Here is a 17,140-nt window from a genome sequence, read left to right as displayed (position 1 = left end):
CGCTAGCAATAACAGTCGAATTAAAACATGTAAACAACATCAATACCATCATGAAAAGAGAGACATTTTTTTCACATTTTACCCCCATCTCACTTCATTTAATTTGGAAATTAGCGTGTTTAGCTCTATTGAATCCTAGCGTAGAGACTCTATTCAAGAGATTTGGTAAAGGACAATAAGAACCATCTTGCTTCTTTGTTTGCTTTTTAGGGTTATTCGTTTTAGAAGTATCTTTCAGCTCCACTCGTTAAGGACTTCATTCTCACGAACAATGTAAACTTCCCCACTCGAAGTCTGAAAAGCAAGTTCCTCTCCTTCTTCACTTGTCACAAGAACTTTTCCAGTTTTGGACTCTGTCACGTTAATGCTTTTACCAGAATAAACACGACATATTCCTGTGTGATCAGCTTTAATTATCGCCTGGCTAAGACGCCCTTGTTTCCACTGGATTTCTACTGTGTATCCTCCACGGGCGCGCAAACCTCGAACCATTCCGTCTAACCAGTGGTCTGGTAAGGCCGGAAGCAAACGAATCGTTCCACTGTGTGATTGCAGTAACATTTCTGCAATGCCTGCTGTATACCCGAAATTCCCATCAATCTGAAAAGGAGGATGGGCATCAAATAGATTAGGGTATACACCACCACGATGATAATTCAAATCATTGGCACTTACAGGCTGTAGCAAATGATCAATTAATGAGAAGATGCGATTTCCATCTCCAAATCGAGCCCACAAATTCATTTTCCAAGCCAAGCTCCAGCCCGTACCTTGATCACCCCGAGTATCTAATGATCGTCTAGCAGAATCGTAGAATGACTCCATACCCGGTTCCATGAGCCATTCGCCCGGATAAACTCCATATAGATGTGAGACATGGCGGTGATGGACGTCCTCATCTGCAAAATCATTTTTCCACTCTTGTAACCTCCCTTCTTTCCCAATTGAGATGGGCCATAGTTTTGCTAAAACATCTTTCAGCTCTATTGCAAAGTCTATATTTTCATACCCTAGCTCTTCAATAGCACTTAAACAATTCTTAAACAGATCCTGAATTAGCATCCGATCCATCGTAGCTGCAGTGGTGACGCCACATGTAGTATTATCGTCCAAACGGAATCGATGTTCAGGCGAAGTGGACGGAGATGTAATTAAAACACCATCGTTGTCCTCAACAAGCCAATCCAATATAAACTCCGCTGCTCCCTTCATTAGAGGGAAAGCCTCCTTAAGAAGATATTCCTTGTCCTGGTTAAATTCATAATGCTCCCATAGATGTCTGGATAGCCAAGCTCCACTCATTGGCCATAACGCCCAAACAGGATCTCCGTGACCATATGCTCCAACCGGTGAAGTCTGGCACCATAGATCTGAATTATGGTGAGCTGTCCATCCCCGTGCATCATAATGAATTCGCGCGGTCTCTGCTCCATTTTTAGCCAAGTTTCCAATGAAGTGGAGCAATGGTTCATGACATGATGCCAAATTACAGATCTCTGCAGGCCAATAATTCATTTCTGCATTGATGTTTAGAGTCCAGTTACTGCTCCACGGTGGACGTATTTCTTTGTTCCAGATACCCTGTAGGTTGGCTGGTTGCGATCCTGGCCTTGAGCTGGCAATCATCAAGTACCGTCCGTAATGAAATAACAATTCCAGAAGTCCCTTGTCACTCGCTCCTGACTCATTGATTCTAACATTAGTTGGACGAGAGTCACTCTCTGCTCCAAGGCTAAACTCCACCCGATCAAACAAGGATCGATGGTCACTCACATGTCGCTCACGCAGATGCTCATACGAGGTGCCCGATGCAAGTTTAATTGTGTGAGCAGTTTGCTTTTTCACTTCGTCAACATTGATACCGGGCAGGGTGTCGAAACCTCTGAAACTCGTGGTTGCACTGAATATCAGAGTGACCGTGTTGGCTCCGCATACTTCAATCTCACTATTCACCGCTATTACTGAACCTCCGTCAGCGTGGACTTGTAGACAGGCCGCGAATCTCATCGCCGGACTGGACTTCAGATCACCATAAATGACGGGATGCTTCTGATCAAAATAAGTCGGGTCTACATGCTCAGGTGCTATGCCTTCTAAGATTATTTGATTGTCTATCGCACTGACGTTATGACGAAGCTTACTACTCAGTCGAGCACGGAAGCTCACCATGCTCTCTTCGGATGAGATGCGGAGTACAATAACCTTATCGGGGTGGGATGCAAACACTTCACGTGTATAGCCAACTCCGCCAATAGCATAGCTTGTACTGCAAATCCCCTTCTGCAAATCTAGCGTTCGCGAGTATTGCTTGGCTGAGTTACCATGCTCGAAATACAGATGTAAATCTCCAAGAGGGAGATACGATTGGTTGTAAGGGCCCAGCATGTTCCTGGCAAGCTGTTCAGCTTGCTGGTAGTCCTCCCTTAACAATGCCTCCCTTACTGGCCCCAGCATTTGTAGGGCTTCGGGGTTATTGCTCTCACGAGGATACCCGGACCACAGCGTATCTTCGTTGAACTGTATATGTTCCGTCTCGATACCACTAAAAACCATGCCGCCCAGCTTTCCGTTTCCTATGGGAAGAGCTTCAGTCCATTCTTGGGCCGGTTTGTTAAAAAACATCAACAAGGGAGGTCCTCCTTTATATATTGTTAGCGCTTTCTAATTTGATTCTCGCATTCACTATAATTTATAAAACTCCTTTGCATTCAGGCCAAATAAACGCTGACGCTCTATATCCCCCCATTGTTCTGGTAAGGCGTCAAGCAGAATCAACATAACCTGATCATACTCAGCCGCCAAGAGGCACACCGGCCAATCGCTGCCGAATAGTACTCTCTCGGGACCAAACAGCTCCACAACCTTACGGACATAGGGAACAAAGTTTTCCCGCCTCCATACTTGGCCTGCTTCAGTCACCATCCCTGATAACTTACAATAGATCCCTGGATATTCCGACATTTCAGCTAAATATCGAGCCCACGGCTCCTGTGTACCCTCATGAATTGGAGGCTTTGCCAGATGGTCAATAACCCCACGTAGTGTTGGGATTTGCTGTATCAGTTTCAGTGCACATTGCATTTGTTCATGCTTCAATAACAGGTCTATTGGAAAACCCTCAGCAGCATATTCACGAAGAGCGTCTACGAAATTCGGCTCCAGGATGATAGTAGGATCAGGCATATCCTGAATCATTATTCTGATTCCTTTGAACTTCGGATGGAGTCGGTAACGAGCAAAATGTTTTCTATGCTCCTTGCTTGAGAGATCTAACCAACCAACAACCCCTAGAATAGACTCCGTTTGATCGGAGAGTGACAAAATGTAGTCTGTCTCTTCCAATGTCGCCGCTGCCTGAACAACGATACATCCATCGAAGCCGTGCTTTTTTAATATAGGCTCAACGTCAGCGGGTAAAAAATCTCGATGCAAACGGCTAAGATTTGGGGTAATCCAACCATAATCTCCGCGATCTATTTTCCAAAAGTGTTGATGGGCGTCAATTCTCAATGTGGAAACTCCTCTTCTAAAAAGAATAGTGTTTCAATAAGAGTATTCGAAAATGCTACTGTTTACATGCTTGCATCTTATTTTGATCTTAGCGGTCATTAGTAGCTATTTCACTAATGAACATAAGAGCGGCAGAGTGTTTTCTCCACGAAGAGTAATCTCACCCTTTCGCCCTTATGTCTTATTAAATTATTTGGAAACAGATGAAGAATCGTAAGAAGCCTGCATGATTTCAAGGTAACGTTTAATGTTCAGACCCTCGAGGCCACGAACATAGTCATCCCAATCCTTCTCTAGACTCTTCGCACCTGTAATGAACTGTAAAGCATTCTGATCAATGTAATCCTTGATGTTTGTCTGCATCATGCTTGCCTCGTCGGCAGTAGAAGGATCTACCCATAACGCCCAATGCGGAAATATCTCTTGAGGTTCTTTGCCTTCCATAGGTAAAGTTGCTTCATAAAGCCTACGCTCATATCCATCGCTCGCAAAAATATTGGTTCCCTGCACCTCTGCGTCACGGTAAGCACGGTGATGATTATATTGACTCAGTGATCCCCAGCTATCATTGCGCCGTTCTGCTCCCGATGGTAAGGGAATGGTCTTATATAGGGGCTCCACCTGTTCATTTAAAGCCACCTCTCCTTCTTGAGGCTTGCGCCAACTTGAACCTTCTTCTCCCAGAAAACCAGCCATCGCGCCTTCCTGTGTGTACAGATAATCCAACAGTTGAATGGCTTTAATCTGAGCGGATTCACTTGCCTTGTTTGTTAGAACAAACGTTGCACCCGGGTCAATCGGATAATTATAGGACGCGTATTCGGTATGCGGCCCCTTCAACGGTGGTATGGCCTTATAATCCTTCCCATATGGCGAGTCTTCTGCCGTATTTACGAATATAGCCGGATGCATGGCTGCCCCTGCACCAAGCAGCTGCGGATCTGCGTTATCGCCAATTTGTTTAAACGTTCCGGCGTTTTGTGTGAACGCGCCTGGATCAATTAATCCCTCGTTGTAGAGGGAGTGAATATAAGTCAATCCTTCTCTCCATTCCGGTTTGTCGGCTGAAATACCCACTTGGCCGTCTTTAACAATGAGATACGTTCGATCATCATTGTATATGAAACCGTTCATTAGAAACGGAACGATACGTACACCAAAATTCTCAACAGATCCACTAAGTGGAACTTCGTCTGCCTTTCCATTCCCGTTGGGATCTTGGGTTTTAAATGCTTCCAGCATTTGTTTAAATTCTTCAGTGGTTCCTGGCTCCTTTAGATCGAGCTGTTCCAACCATTTAGTATTAATCCACATTTTGTTTGGGTAGGAACAGTGAAAGCATTCATTTAAACCAGTTAATCCGTATATGTTACCATCGGGTGCTGTATTCATGGCTCTATAGTATTCATTGGTATCCAACACTTTTTTGATGTTAGGTGCATACTGCTCAATCAGTTTGTTAAGCGGGATAATGACGCCTTGCTGACCAAATTTCAGTAGATCTGTTTGCGAAAAGCGGTCTACCCAAGGAATGAGCATATAGAGGTCAGGATAATCTCCTGAGGCGAGTGAGATTTGCCTTTTTTCAGCAGCTCCATCGAAGGGTACGGTAGTCCAGTTCAATTGGACATCAAACTTCTTTTCCATTGCTTTCGTAAATTTGTTGGTTTGTAGATTTATATCCGAGCTCTGATGAGCGAAAACATCGATCGTCACTTGTGATGTGTTCTCATTATTTTCTCCTTCTCCGCTATCTGAGGATGAGCAACCAGTAAGTATAAGACAAAGAAGAAGAATGAAGGTGAATACGATAATTCTTGACTTTTTCACTATGATCTCTCCTTTTCCGATGGGAAGCGAACCTGATGCTCCCCATCATTCAAATGCTATTAACCTTTGACAGAGCCAATCAGCATGCCCTGTACGAAGTACCTCTGAACGAAGGGATAGATAACAAGAACTGGTAGACTGGCCACAACGATTAATGCAAACTTCATTAATTCTGCCATTTGCTGCTGCCTTACCATTTCGGCTGCATCTATCGTCCCACTACCGTTATTTAAAATTAAGATGCTGCGAAGGATGAGCTGTAGTGGATATAGCGATTGGGATTTCAGATAAATTAACGCATCGAAATAGGCATTCCATTGACCCACGGCATACATTAGTGAAAGTACAGCGACAATGGGCTTTGCCAGCGGAAGCATGACGCTGAAAATAAATCTGATGTCGCTGCAGCCGTCAATTTCTGCCGCTTCGGACAATTCCTCTGGAATTGAATTCTGAAAAAAAGTTCGTGCAATAATAACCTGCCACACCCAGACGGCATTCGGAATCAGAAGTGCCCAACGTGTGTCAATTAACCCCATGGACTTCACTACAAGATAGGTCGGAATCAATCCGCCGGAGAAAAGCATGGTAAAAGTAATAAACATGATTAGGGGACTACGTCCAATAAACGTTTTTTTAGATAGCGGGTAGGCAATCATGATGGTCAGCGTTACACTAATTAACGTTCCGCATACGGTATAAAACAACGAATTGGCGTATCCGCTAATCACTTGGTCGTTTCCAAGTACCGCCTTATAGCCATCCAACGTGAAATCCACGGGCCAAAGCCATACTTTTCCTGAAGAGACCGCTGCTGGGCTACTTAGGGATGAACTCAAGATATAAATGAGCGGATACAATACCGCAATCAGAACCACGGTTAAAACGATATACGTCACTGTAAGAAAAATACGGTCGCCAAACGTCTCCCGAATTGTGTTCTTTCCGTTATCCTTTCTGCGTTTTACATGTGTCTGCAAACTGCTCATGAAATGACCCTCCTCCTCTCAAAAAAGCTACCAAAGACTCGTATTGGATAGACGTTTTGCAATCGTATTGACGACTAATAGTAGAATCAAATTAATAAGAGAATTAAACAGGCCAACAGCCGTCGCAAAGCTATAATTGGCATTCAACAATCCCATCTTGTACACATAGGTAGAGATGATTTCAGACGTTGAAAGATTTAAGGGATTCTGCAACAAATAAATTTTTTCGAAGCCAATCGCCATGATATTTCCAACGCTGAGGATCAGGATAATTACTGCGGCTGGCAAGATTCCAGGCAAATCAACGTTCAAAATTTTTTGGAATCTGTTGGCTCCATCGACCTTGGCCGCTTCATATAGAGAAGGATCAATTCCAGATAGTGCTGCTAGATAAATGACCGCTGAATAGCCCATACTCTGCCAAACATCAGAAAACACATAAATGGAACGAAACAGACCCGGCTCACCTAGAAAATTGATTGCATCAAAGCCAAGAGCACCTGCAATTCCGTTAACGATACCAAGCCTCGGCGATAGGAATAACATGATGATTGAAACCATGACAACCGTTGAGATGAAATAGGGAGCATAAGTCACCATCTGAACCGTCTTTTTAAACCAGACGCTTTTGACCTCATTTAGGGCCAGTGCCAACAAAATAGGTAATGGAAATCCAACGATCAACTGAAAGAATGAAATGTACAAGGTGTTTTTGATTAAGGTAAAGAATGCTGGGTTTTGAAAGAATAAATCAAAATGCTTCGTTCCAACCCAAGGACTCCCCCAGATACCTTTAATCACATTGTAGTCCTTAAAAGCTAGCACCGCGTTTGCCATGGGTAGATACTTAAAAATGACAAAGTACGCGATTGGTGGAAGGATAAGCAGGTAAAGCTGCCAGTGCCTCCGTAGACTTTTGGAAATGGTACGTCTTATAGAAGACTTGTTCTGTAGTTCGACCTTTCCTACATTTGATATTGTTGTTTTCAGATTCATCCCTCCAAGTAGCGGTGATACCGATATAAGCATCACTTCTTATTGTTAGCGCTTACTCGGACGTAATCATATGATTTTTCTTTTGGCTACGTAAAGGTACAATGTTTTGGTTAAGGTACGATTTAAGAATTAGTTAGAATAACCTTCTCGTGCACCTGATTCAGTTTTGTTCCTTATTCCCAACAAACCGCCGATATGCGCTAGGTAATACGCCACGAACTCGTTTAAACGCTCTGCGGAACGAATGTGCACTATTGTATCCGGATTGTACTGCTATCTCGTCAATCGTTAAGTGACTTTCACGCAAAAGTTTCTCTGACTTTGTGATCCGGACAAGCTCCACATATTCCGGAATATTTTCACCGGTAAGCTCCTTAAACACTTGAGATATGAATTTTTCAGGTTTTCCGATTCGTTCTGCGATTCGGTACAATGTCAGTCCTGCGTCGATATGCCGCTCGTGTATAAATTCAATAATTTCGTTAACAATCTCAGTATTCGAATCCATTTTTTTTTGTTGAACAATTGTACATATCTCTTTGACGAGTTGATTGAATTTGTCTTGAAGCTGGACCACCCGTTCGGTTGTCTGAATTGATCTCACTTGATGTCTAAACGTATCAACGGAAGATTCATCGCGGAATATGATGACCTCTGCCACCTTAAGAAATGTCCCCTTGAGCTCTAGAACGAATTGCTGCAACATATCATACGATAGTTCTCTTTCCTGAAAGTTTCTGCTGAATAATTGGTCCAAAACACGGTAAGATTCCTCTGTCTCCCCCAATTTAAGTGTGTTGATTAGACGTTGCTCGGATTCCATAGGATAGTAGTACAATGCAGTCTCTTTCATGGCATCCCCGAAGCGAACCATAGTTTGTGCTCCAACATGAATACCATACTCCAGCGCTTGGCGGGCTTCGTTGAACGAGCGGCTAATATCATTCCAGTCATGGTAAGGTGAACTTAGACCAATTGCGGTTGATACTCGGTATTCCTGATATAAGACTTCAACCATCCCTACCAGTTCTTGTTCCAATTTCTGCTCCGACTCTTCCAAAGCAAGTCCAGTTAGTGGGTATACGAAAGCAACTTGGTCGGTACCCCAATCCGTAACGAGCATGTTGGGATTTCCTTTAATGATGGTCTGCTTTATGATTAGCCTAGCTACGCTCAACTCATGAACAATTTCTTCGCTATGAGGGCTACTATAACCATCTAATTTCAAAATCCCCACGATCCCATGTCCATTGTGGAGTGAAACACCAGTCTGGGACGATAGGGCCTCGAGCTCGCTCATCGTATAAAATTCTCCCGTTAATAAACGTGTAATAAACCCATCTCGTAGTAACGGCAATTGCTCGTGCAATGCCGTCTCCAATTTGTGATTGTTTTTAATTAAGCTGGCGATGTTGCTGGACAAGAAATCAAATGCATTATCACGCTTTTCATAAGAGCCTATGCCCTGCTCCCTGAACGTCGACAACAGCTTGTGGATCGGAGCACTATTCCGGTATGCCAGGAAAAGACCTATGATTAACCCAGAAACTAGCGTTACAAGTGTAATACTTAACGTGACTTGCTTTATTTGATTTGCTTTGGCCATCACAGAGTGTTCTGGAATACCGGTTACATACGTCCATCCGTTGAATTCAGAACGTGTTGAGATCAGCAATTGTCCGTCATCCGTAGCCCTTACATCATTGTTCTTGGGGGAAGATGTCTTATTCATCAGATTAGCCTGAGCTTTATCAATTCCTTGAGAAAACACAATTTGACCCTCTCGGTCAGTAACTAGTGTCCAACCACCATATTGCTGTGTGATGTTTTCCATTAAACTGGACATGAGTTTTTCGTCGATCACTACACCAATTGTAGCTTGAGGTTTATTAAAGCTATTCAACGGAAGAGATTGAAGGAAAGTTATAGACGGAGCGTCATCGAGAATCATGTTACGGGTCTCTCGCTTATAGTTTCGTAGCGGGAGGATCTCGTTTAAATGAGGTTTTTTCAGTACCTCTTCGGTCCATTCCTTGAATGTCATGTTTTCAAGAGAATTGGCAGCGTAGTAGTGTTCGGGTCTATAGTAAACCGTCGTTGGTGTAACGATGACATTATAATTTGGTATGTGAATAAAAAAGTGGGATAAATAATCATTCGTGCTGCTGTACATGGCGAGGCTCCGCTGCATTCTTCCCAACCCGTAAACATTGTTTGTGTCTGACGGCTTGGGATCAGCAATAAGCCTGTATAAGTCTGGATTTATCGCCAACTGTTTAGTAAAATCTTCGACCTGTGCCAAGTTACGTTCAATTATGGCTTGTCCCAAATTTAACGATTTGATGCTGCTCTCAATTGACCCCTCTCTAGCTACTTGAAGTGATACTCTGTAGGAAACGTATCCAGCGATTTGAGGTATCATTAGCAAAATTAAATAGGAAATAAGAAAGTTGCGAAATACCGGGGAAAATTTGGACCATTGAAGACGCATTTGGACCCTCCTATATTGGCTACGCTTTCATTTTGGTACCTTTGATCTTACATTGTCCTTTTATTAGAGGAAAGGTACAATTTTATCCTAAAGGTACGATTACATAAAGAGTGGGATACCAAAGCAACACATCTTCTTGAACTCGTCCGTGTGTATTAAATTTATGTGTTTTTCAAAAATGGCAGGTATCTTTTTTCTCTTTAAATCATCTATAAGTGAAGACACCGTTTTTGTTGGAAGGTTGTTATGTAAATTAAATCTTTAGAAATTCTTTAGAATTTCCCCCTGTAGTTCTTTATACAATGTTAATATGCTGAGCTCAATAATATTTATTAGGAGCTGAGCTACATGTCTCACTTTCGTCAACCAGCCTATTCTTCAGTATGGGCATCCCTTCTTTGCCTTTTGGCCATACCTGTACTTAATATTTTCTATGGTATTCTTAATAAAGCGGGAGACCGCGTATTTAGCCTTGAAACAAGTTTTGATCATTTGATCCCTTTTGCGCCGATATTTGTTATCCCTTATTTATTATGGTATCCATTTATCACCGGCGTACTAGTTTTGCTTGCCTTTAAAAACAGAAGGACTTACTTTCAGACCTTAATCGCATTATGTAGTGGTTTGATCATTTCATATATTTGTTTTGCCTCGTTTCAAACGGGCATTCAGCGTCCTGAAGTTCATTCGGAAAAAGGAATATTATCTCAATTAATAAGTCTTGTTTATAAAACAGACCAACCCTACAATTGTTTTCCAAGCATTCACGTGCTAACCAGTTACTTAATGCTTCGAGGTTCACGAGTATTTAACCGTTATGCTTGGGCGTTAGTTACAGTTATCTCCATACTTATCATCTTATCAACAGTATTTGTGAAACAACACGTAGTGTTAGATATTTTGGGAGGAATTGTTGCTGGAGAATTATGTTTCTTTCTTTCTGGAGTACTTATAAAACAAAAAACAAAAAAGCAACAATCTGCAACTTAGAAAGAGGTTAATGATGTTATCGCATATTAAAAAACACCAGTTACTTCACCGCTATTTTTCTGAAGGACTATCATTAAAACATAGCGTTTCACATTCAACACAACTTATAAAGACCGTTACGGATCCAATATACAGAGAACTACCTGGTTCAATAATAGAGCTCGGATCAGGAGCTGGTTTTATAACTGATGCCCTTGTAGAGAACGTTCTTCAAGACACAAAGGTTGTTCTCTATGAATCAAAAATGGAGCACTCATCTGAATATCGATCACGCTATGGATATCCCTGTTTTAAAACCATAAAAAGTCTTCGATCCTATCTAACTTCAATTCACTTAACACAAGTAGATTGTATTATAAGCGGACTGCCTTTACAGAAATTTCCTGCTCCATTAAGGGAACGTTTTTTGGATGATATCTTTTCTTGTCTAAGGCCTCAGGGGAAATTCATAGCATATTCAAATTCATCTAGAATGAAATGGCATTTGATTCAACGTTTTGATATAGAAACCATTCATTACGTTCCATTTAATTTTCCTCCGACTTTTATTTACCATTGCAGTAGACTAGCCTCAGATGATACGTGGAATTGATGATTTAATCATAGTATTAGATGAGAAGGGTTTTTTTTATGATATGAATGCCACTCAGAGCAATACTTGATATTAAGCCTTTTATAGGCTTTTTTTTCTGAGGTTATTCTTTAGATTTTCTTTAGAAATTTGATAAGTAAATCCTCAGCTTTTTTTCTTATGATATTTGTATATCAATGAGGGGAGACAACCATGAGTAATACCATCTTGGAGCTTATTCAGCAATATGGTTATCTATTTTTATATTGCGCTTTTTCACTCGGTCCATTTGGAATTCCGATTCCCAACGAGATTACCATTATAACTGGGGCAATATTGAGTCACAGCGGCCTAATCAATGCATGGTTGACATATTTCAGTATTTTAACGGGACTACTGACTGCCATGACCATGTTTTATTTGGCTGGGAAGTTATTCGGAATACCCTTAAAAAATCGTATTCAACATAAAAAGTACTACAAGAAAGCTGAGCATATCTTAAAGAAAAAAGGAGATATGGCAATATGTATTGGAATGTTTATTCCTGTCGTTCGCTATTTTGTTCCGCTACTCATTGGACTTAGTGGGACACATTACAGGAAATTTGCTTTGATTACTTATTCTACTGCCCTTTTATGGACCTTATTATTCTTTACTGCAGGAACTTTTTTTGGTCAGACTATTCTTACGCTACTATCTTATCTTTTTTAAACATATCCCAATTTATTATAACATTTTTATTTACATTCAAATTTCGTATTCTCACCAATAAAACAGAATTTTGTTGCCTGGTATGTTAATGCTAGATTTCACCACATTCATGGAGGTCATATCATTGCAAGTTTATGATAATATGCTCATGTTTCTAAGTTGTCTTAAGAATCCTAAACGAGTTGGAAGTATAATCCCAAGTTCGAAGTATTTGGCGGCAAAAGTTATTAGTTATGTTCCATGGGAATCAGTCGAATTGATGGCTGAGCTAGGAGCGGGTACGGGGGCAATAACTCAATTTTACAGTTCAAAGTTACCAATCGATACTAAAGTTCTATTATTTGAGAGAGACAAGCGGATGAGGAATCATCTAAAAAGCAAGTATCCAAACTTTCTGTATCATTCGAACGCTTCATATCTGCAGAAAAAAATGAACCAAGAAAATATTCAGCAGCTCGATTGTATAATCTGTGGGCTTCCCTTTTTTTATTTTTCAAATGAGATGAAGCAACATATACTCCAGCAAATTTGGACTGCTTTAAAGCCTGGTGGCTTTCTGGTTCTATATCAAAACTCGCTTCACATGCGTAAGAAACTTTCCGAACAATTCGATATTGAACGAATTGAATTTGTGGCCCTAAGCTTTCTACCGGCTTTTGTTTATGTATGCCGCAAAATTGAAGATAATACTATCTGTTCATCCAATTTATCTTCGTTTTCTTGATAATAGCTGAATTCATCCACACAAGGCAGTGATGCATTAGACTTTATACGGAATTATCTAAAGGAGCTTTATTAAAATAATGAGAGATTTGTTTCGAAAGATACCATGGTTTCAGTTTTCTAAAGTTATGTACAAAACAAAATTCATCAAAATCCTATTCCCTCTTACTCTGATTGTCTTGATTGCTGTGATCGGGAGACACGAACTTCAAAAAGTTAATATAGGTCGCATGATACACGAATTAAGTTCCATGCCCAGTCATGTTGTAATTATATGGAGTATAGCCTCTTTTTTTGCGGTATCTGCCATGAGTGCTTATGATTTTTTAATACGAAAACAATTTAAGCTTGATCTGGGTTGGAAAAAGATCTATCAGTATGCTTGGATCGCTAATTCCTTTAATAATATGATTGGTTTTGCCGGAGTTGCTGGTGTTGCCATGCGAACATTACTTTATAAAAAAAGTAACGTTCCTATTAAAACGATGGGGGCAGCGGTACTTTTTTTATCGCCAATCATACTTGTTGGTCTCTCCTTACTCGGTTGTTTTGTGCTAATAGGAGTTTTTCCTGTTGAACCAGTCTTTAAAGAACATGCTTGGCTTAAAATCGGCGTTTGGGGCATTGCTTGTTATTTACCGTTATTTTTTCTAATGCAACGTTCATCGCATTTCGCCAAATGGTTTAACAAGGGCCAAAGTAAGCTTCCTTGGAAGATCGTTATTGCCTCATTAGGATCATCTGTGCTCGAGTGGGTCTGTGCAGGGGCATTATTTTGGTTGTTCGCTTATTATTATCTGAGTGATATACCGTTTGCTCCAACATTTGGAATCTATATCGTTGCTGCTATTGCTGGGGTTATCAGTATGGCTCCTGGAGGTATTGGAACGTTCGATCTGATTGCATTACTTGGTCTTAAGACACTAGGTGTCACATCATCAGATGCACTTACCATTTTGTTTTTATTTCGAATCTTTTATTTCGTTATTCCATGGTTAATTGGTCTTTTACTAATGTCATATGAATGGATACCTCCTCGAAAAAAAATGATTGAAAAGCTAGCAAAACATTCGAATGTCATACGTAAGGGATGGAGCGGATTCTGGAACTGGCCTTCTCGTCCTGGCTTATTCACTGAACTCTTAGCATGGGTACTTGAAAAAGTTGTATTGATCTCAGGGGTCATATTATTACTTTCCGGTATACTTGCGGGACCATTTCATCTATTTGGACCCATTGAACCTTTATGGTTCATCCCCATAACAGCAATCTCAAGGCCTTTGCTTATTTTGATCGGTATATTACTTATTGTAATATCCCACGGTATGATTCTGCGTACCAGGCTTGCTATTATTTGGGCAGGAGCACTATGGTTAATTTCTGTAATTTTTAGTTCGATCACTGGTATGAGTTATAGGAGGGCCTTACTTCTACTCATTGTTGCAGGAGCTTTGTGGGTCATTCGCTCCCAGTTCGATCGGGAAAATGCTGCATTTTCACTTTTTTATATCTGGATTTCCATAATTCTTGCTTTTATTATATCGATTATCTATCACATTTCAGTCCTAACTCTTCATAGACATATCATTTGGCAATCACCTTTAGAGTTGCTGTATTGGGACTTATTTGAGAATGAACATATGCTTATGTCGCTGATCGTTTTTTTGGGTGGATTCGTAATCGTACTGTCTATGTTCATCTTGCGGCCTCATCGATACAATAAAATCCCTTCAGATACGATGGACATGGATAAATTGACTCCTTTTATCAAGAAGGAAGAAACACATCCCTTGACTCACTTATTATATCTCGGTGATAAGTATTTTTTCTGGGCACAAAACGATCAGGTATTGATCCCCTATTCGAGGGTAAGAAGAAAATTAATTGTACTCGGAGATCCCATTGGAAACAAACAACTTGTTGGTGCTGCCATTCAAGAGTTTCAGCGCTATGCAAGTCGATATGCATCAACCGTTGTGTTTTATCAGGCGACCCCGGAATATCTTTCAATTTATCATGAGAATGGCTATAAATTCTTTAAATTGGGAGAAGAGGCTTTAGTACCGCTCAATATGTTCTCCTTAAGCGGTAAAAGAAACCAAAATTTAAGAACTGCATTAAACAAATCTGACCGGGAAGGACTAATATTTGAAGTATTGACCCCGCCTTATGATGTAGAGTTATTATCCCAGTTACGTCTAGTTTCAGATGATTGGTTGGGTGGCCGTGCTGAAAAGTCTTTTTCACTGGGGTGGTACAGTGAAACATATATCCAACGTGCACCATTAGCTCTATTACGTAATAGTGATGGGAAAATATTAGCCTTTGCAACACTAGCTGCATCAACTAATCCAAGAAAGGTTATTACAATTGACTTGATGCGTCATTTGAATAATACTCCGAATGGTACAATGGATGTTTTATTTGTTCGGATGATGATTTGGGCAAAACAAGAAGATTATGAGTACTTTAATTTGGGGATGTCCCCGCTATCCAGTGTTGGTGTAAATAAAAATGCACATCGACAAGAAAAAATTGCCCATTTAGTATTCAGACATGGTGGACATTGGTATGGATTCGAAGGTTTACGTCGGTACAAAGAGAAATTTAACCCTGAATGGCAAACTAGGTACCTAGCATATCCTGCTAAATTATCCTTGCCTGTACTCACCTTAGATTTGATACAACTGATTTCACGTTGTCCAGAGCGACAAAATATATTCATGTCCGAAGAGAGGTCTTAGTGTGCTATTTCATTTGGAAATTCAAATGCAGCTTAATGTCTAATCAAGCCAATGAGTTTTAATGACAACGCACTAACACCCTATTCAAGGGAGAGATAACTATTAAGATTAGGAATTATCTTTTTACGAAGAATAATTTATTATTTAGAATCACAATCAGTCTTGTTATCAATTCATTGATTGTACTTATTCTGTCATCCTTCTTCTCTTATTATCTTATCAGTTATCCATATAACGATGAATCGAACATTAAATACGTTTTTGCATACATTATTCCAAGCGTAGCGGCTATAATGTTTGTTTACTTATGCTATATTATGAATCGACATATTGTAAAAAAGATTGTATTAATGACAAAAGCGTTACATGACATTTCCGAAGGCGATTCAGATGTACTGGCTCCTAAATTCGGGGTTTACGAATTAGATAAAATCGCAATAAATTTGAATTCATTGATCGAAAACTCACAGAATGTGAAAAAAACAGAAATAAGATATGAACGAGAACTTATTGAAGACTCCAAGAATGAGTATATCAGAGAGACGCTACTACAATTGCAAACCTCATTGAATTTGCTTATCAAAGACATAGCCCTCTTGAAATCGAACTCGTGGAGCAATTACGAAGACTACGATAAACTAATTCAAGAAGCTAATACTAAGGCAGACAAAATCAAAAAGGAAATCAATCACTTGCTACAAACTACTCGTCAAATGAATTTCATTTCAGAACAATAATAATAGAACCACAATTTCCTTAGTGGACTGACCCCTGTTTGTGAGACAGGATCAATACACCTTTCAAAGTCTAAGCAACCCGTTGCCGTAAATGAACCGGCGACTGGTTGTTTAGTTTTGCTTGAATACGAATTGAGTTGTAGTCTCGAACGACCTTAACGACGATTGCCATCGTTATACTGGTTAAAGATTTGAGATAGAACGTTTCAGACTTTAGCGTGGAATGAAACCATTCAATGGGGCATTATCAGCGGGCGTACCCTAGCGGGACATGCTCATGGTAATGCTTTTTCCTTTTACAGCCTTGATATGCCTGAGAGGTATAAAATCTATCCTAATCACTATAGCGTCTTGCTTATCAGCTATACTGTAGTTCACAATCTCGCCGTTCAGGTATAACATTTTTCCACCAAACGATGTTTGTTCGAGTTATTGCATGGGCGCATGGGCACGGGATTGACGTTTAACACATGTCTACGATGTGGGCTGGTTGCCGGTTGCCCGTAGGCTGCGTTTCTTCAGTTTGATACGGCGCTGTAGCCACTCCATCTGATTGTGATTACCTGATGTTCTTTCTGAAAGCAATGCCCTGATCTTTCGGTACCCATAACGAAATTTAGGCTGGTTGCAGAGTTCTCGAATTTTATCGATGACGATGTGACTTTCGCAATATTCTTATAGCCAGCTCTCCAACGATAGTAGGTGGCGAGAGGAAGTCCGATCCAAGCGTATGCCTGGCTCACACTGACCTCTTTACGAATGTACTCGATCCATTTGACAATGATATTGGGAGACACCTGATTTCCAAGGCCTTGTACTTTTTTATTAAGTCAACTTGTTGCTTAAAA

At 40.5% G+C, this 17,140-nt stretch carries 11 protein-coding genes; 5 read left to right on the top strand and 6 right to left on the bottom strand.

Features of this window, described 5'->3' with window-relative positions; all coding sequences use genetic code 11:
• Positions 1-234: 234 nt before the first annotated feature.
• From MH144_RS03815 to MH144_RS03790, 6 genes are all read right to left on the bottom strand, one after another.
• On the bottom strand, positions 235-2,622 hold the full coding sequence (locus tag MH144_RS03815) for a glycoside hydrolase family 95 protein (protein WP_239299250.1): 2,388 nt from the start codon (positions 2,620-2,622) through the stop codon (positions 235-237).
• Between the two features lie 60 nt (positions 2,623-2,682).
• Positions 2,683-3,510 carry an amidohydrolase family protein gene (locus tag MH144_RS03810; protein ID WP_239297738.1) on the bottom strand — a complete coding sequence of 276 codons (828 nt, stop codon included), beginning with the start codon at positions 3,508-3,510 and terminating at the stop codon, positions 2,683-2,685.
• 189 nt (positions 3,511-3,699) lie between these two features.
• Positions 3,700-5,157 carry an ABC transporter substrate-binding protein gene (locus MH144_RS03805; RefSeq protein ID WP_239297737.1) on the bottom strand — a complete coding sequence of 486 codons (1,458 nt, stop codon included), beginning with the start codon at positions 5,155-5,157 and terminating at the stop codon, positions 3,700-3,702.
• A gap of 242 nt (positions 5,158-5,399) precedes the next feature.
• A complete protein-coding gene (locus MH144_RS03800; protein WP_239297736.1) occupies positions 5,400-6,329 on the bottom strand; it encodes a carbohydrate ABC transporter permease in 930 nt (309 codons plus the stop codon).
• Between the two features lie 27 nt (positions 6,330-6,356).
• Positions 6,357-7,211 (bottom strand): ABC transporter permease, encoded by an 855-nt coding sequence (locus MH144_RS03795; protein ID WP_343226043.1) that lies wholly within the window; start codon positions 7,209-7,211, stop codon positions 6,357-6,359.
• A gap of 274 nt (positions 7,212-7,485) precedes the next feature.
• A complete protein-coding gene (locus MH144_RS03790; RefSeq protein ID WP_239297734.1) occupies positions 7,486-9,816 on the bottom strand; it encodes a helix-turn-helix domain-containing protein in 2,331 nt (776 codons plus the stop codon).
• Positions 9,817-10,164: 348 nt separating this feature from the next.
• On the opposite strand from MH144_RS03790, the gene MH144_RS03785 reads away from it, so the two are divergent.
• From MH144_RS03785 to MH144_RS03765, 5 genes are all read left to right on the top strand, one after another.
• Positions 10,165-10,806 carry a phosphatase PAP2 family protein gene (locus tag MH144_RS03785; protein WP_239297733.1) on the top strand — a complete coding sequence of 214 codons (642 nt, stop codon included), beginning with the start codon at positions 10,165-10,167 and terminating at the stop codon, positions 10,804-10,806.
• Positions 10,807-11,590: 784 nt separating this feature from the next.
• Positions 11,591-12,088, top strand: a complete 498-nt coding sequence (locus MH144_RS03780; RefSeq protein WP_239297732.1) for a DedA family protein — start codon at positions 11,591-11,593, stop codon at positions 12,086-12,088.
• A gap of 211 nt (positions 12,089-12,299) precedes the next feature.
• A complete protein-coding gene (locus MH144_RS03775; protein WP_343226007.1) occupies positions 12,300-12,812 on the top strand; it encodes a class I SAM-dependent methyltransferase in 513 nt (170 codons plus the stop codon).
• Between the two features lie 79 nt (positions 12,813-12,891).
• Positions 12,892-15,555, top strand: coding sequence for a bifunctional lysylphosphatidylglycerol flippase/synthetase MprF (gene mprF / locus MH144_RS03770; protein WP_239297730.1), 2,664 nt, complete (start codon positions 12,892-12,894; stop codon positions 15,553-15,555).
• 350 nt (positions 15,556-15,905) lie between these two features.
• A complete protein-coding gene (locus tag MH144_RS03765) occupies positions 15,906-16,292 on the top strand; it encodes a hypothetical protein (protein ID WP_239297729.1) in 387 nt (128 codons plus the stop codon).
• Positions 16,293-17,140: the final 848 nt, after the last annotated feature.

This window comes from Paenibacillus sp. ACRRY (genome assembly GCF_022346995.1).
In the GTDB taxonomy this organism is placed as follows: domain Bacteria; phylum Bacillota; class Bacilli; order Paenibacillales; family Paenibacillaceae; genus Paenibacillus.
Note: the sequence above shows the minus strand (reverse complement) of the source record. Positions and strands in the feature narration are given on the sequence as shown.

What these genes read in the sequence shown, in the direction of transcription:
- MH144_RS03800 (WP_239297736.1), bottom strand. Translation starts at nt 6,329, where the DNA reads ATGAGCAGTTTGCAGACACATGTAAAACGCAGAAAGGATAACGGAAAG.
- MH144_RS03790 (WP_239297734.1), bottom strand. Translation starts at nt 9,816, where the DNA reads ATGCGTCTTCAATGGTCCAAATTTTCCCCGGTATTTCGCAACTTTCTT.
- MH144_RS03805 (WP_239297737.1), bottom strand. Translation starts at nt 5,157, where the DNA reads ATGGAAAAGAAGTTTGATGTCCAATTGAACTGGACTACCGTACCCTTC.
- mprF (WP_239297730.1), top strand. Translation starts at nt 12,892, where the DNA reads ATGAGAGATTTGTTTCGAAAGATACCATGGTTTCAGTTTTCTAAAGTT.
- MH144_RS03765 (WP_239297729.1), top strand. Translation starts at nt 15,906, where the DNA reads ATGACAAAAGCGTTACATGACATTTCCGAAGGCGATTCAGATGTACTG.
- MH144_RS03780 (WP_239297732.1), top strand. Translation starts at nt 11,591, where the DNA reads ATGAGTAATACCATCTTGGAGCTTATTCAGCAATATGGTTATCTATTT.
- MH144_RS03815 (WP_239299250.1), bottom strand. Translation starts at nt 2,622, where the DNA reads ATGTTTTTTAACAAACCGGCCCAAGAATGGACTGAAGCTCTTCCCATA.
- MH144_RS03785 (WP_239297733.1), top strand. Translation starts at nt 10,165, where the DNA reads ATGTCTCACTTTCGTCAACCAGCCTATTCTTCAGTATGGGCATCCCTT.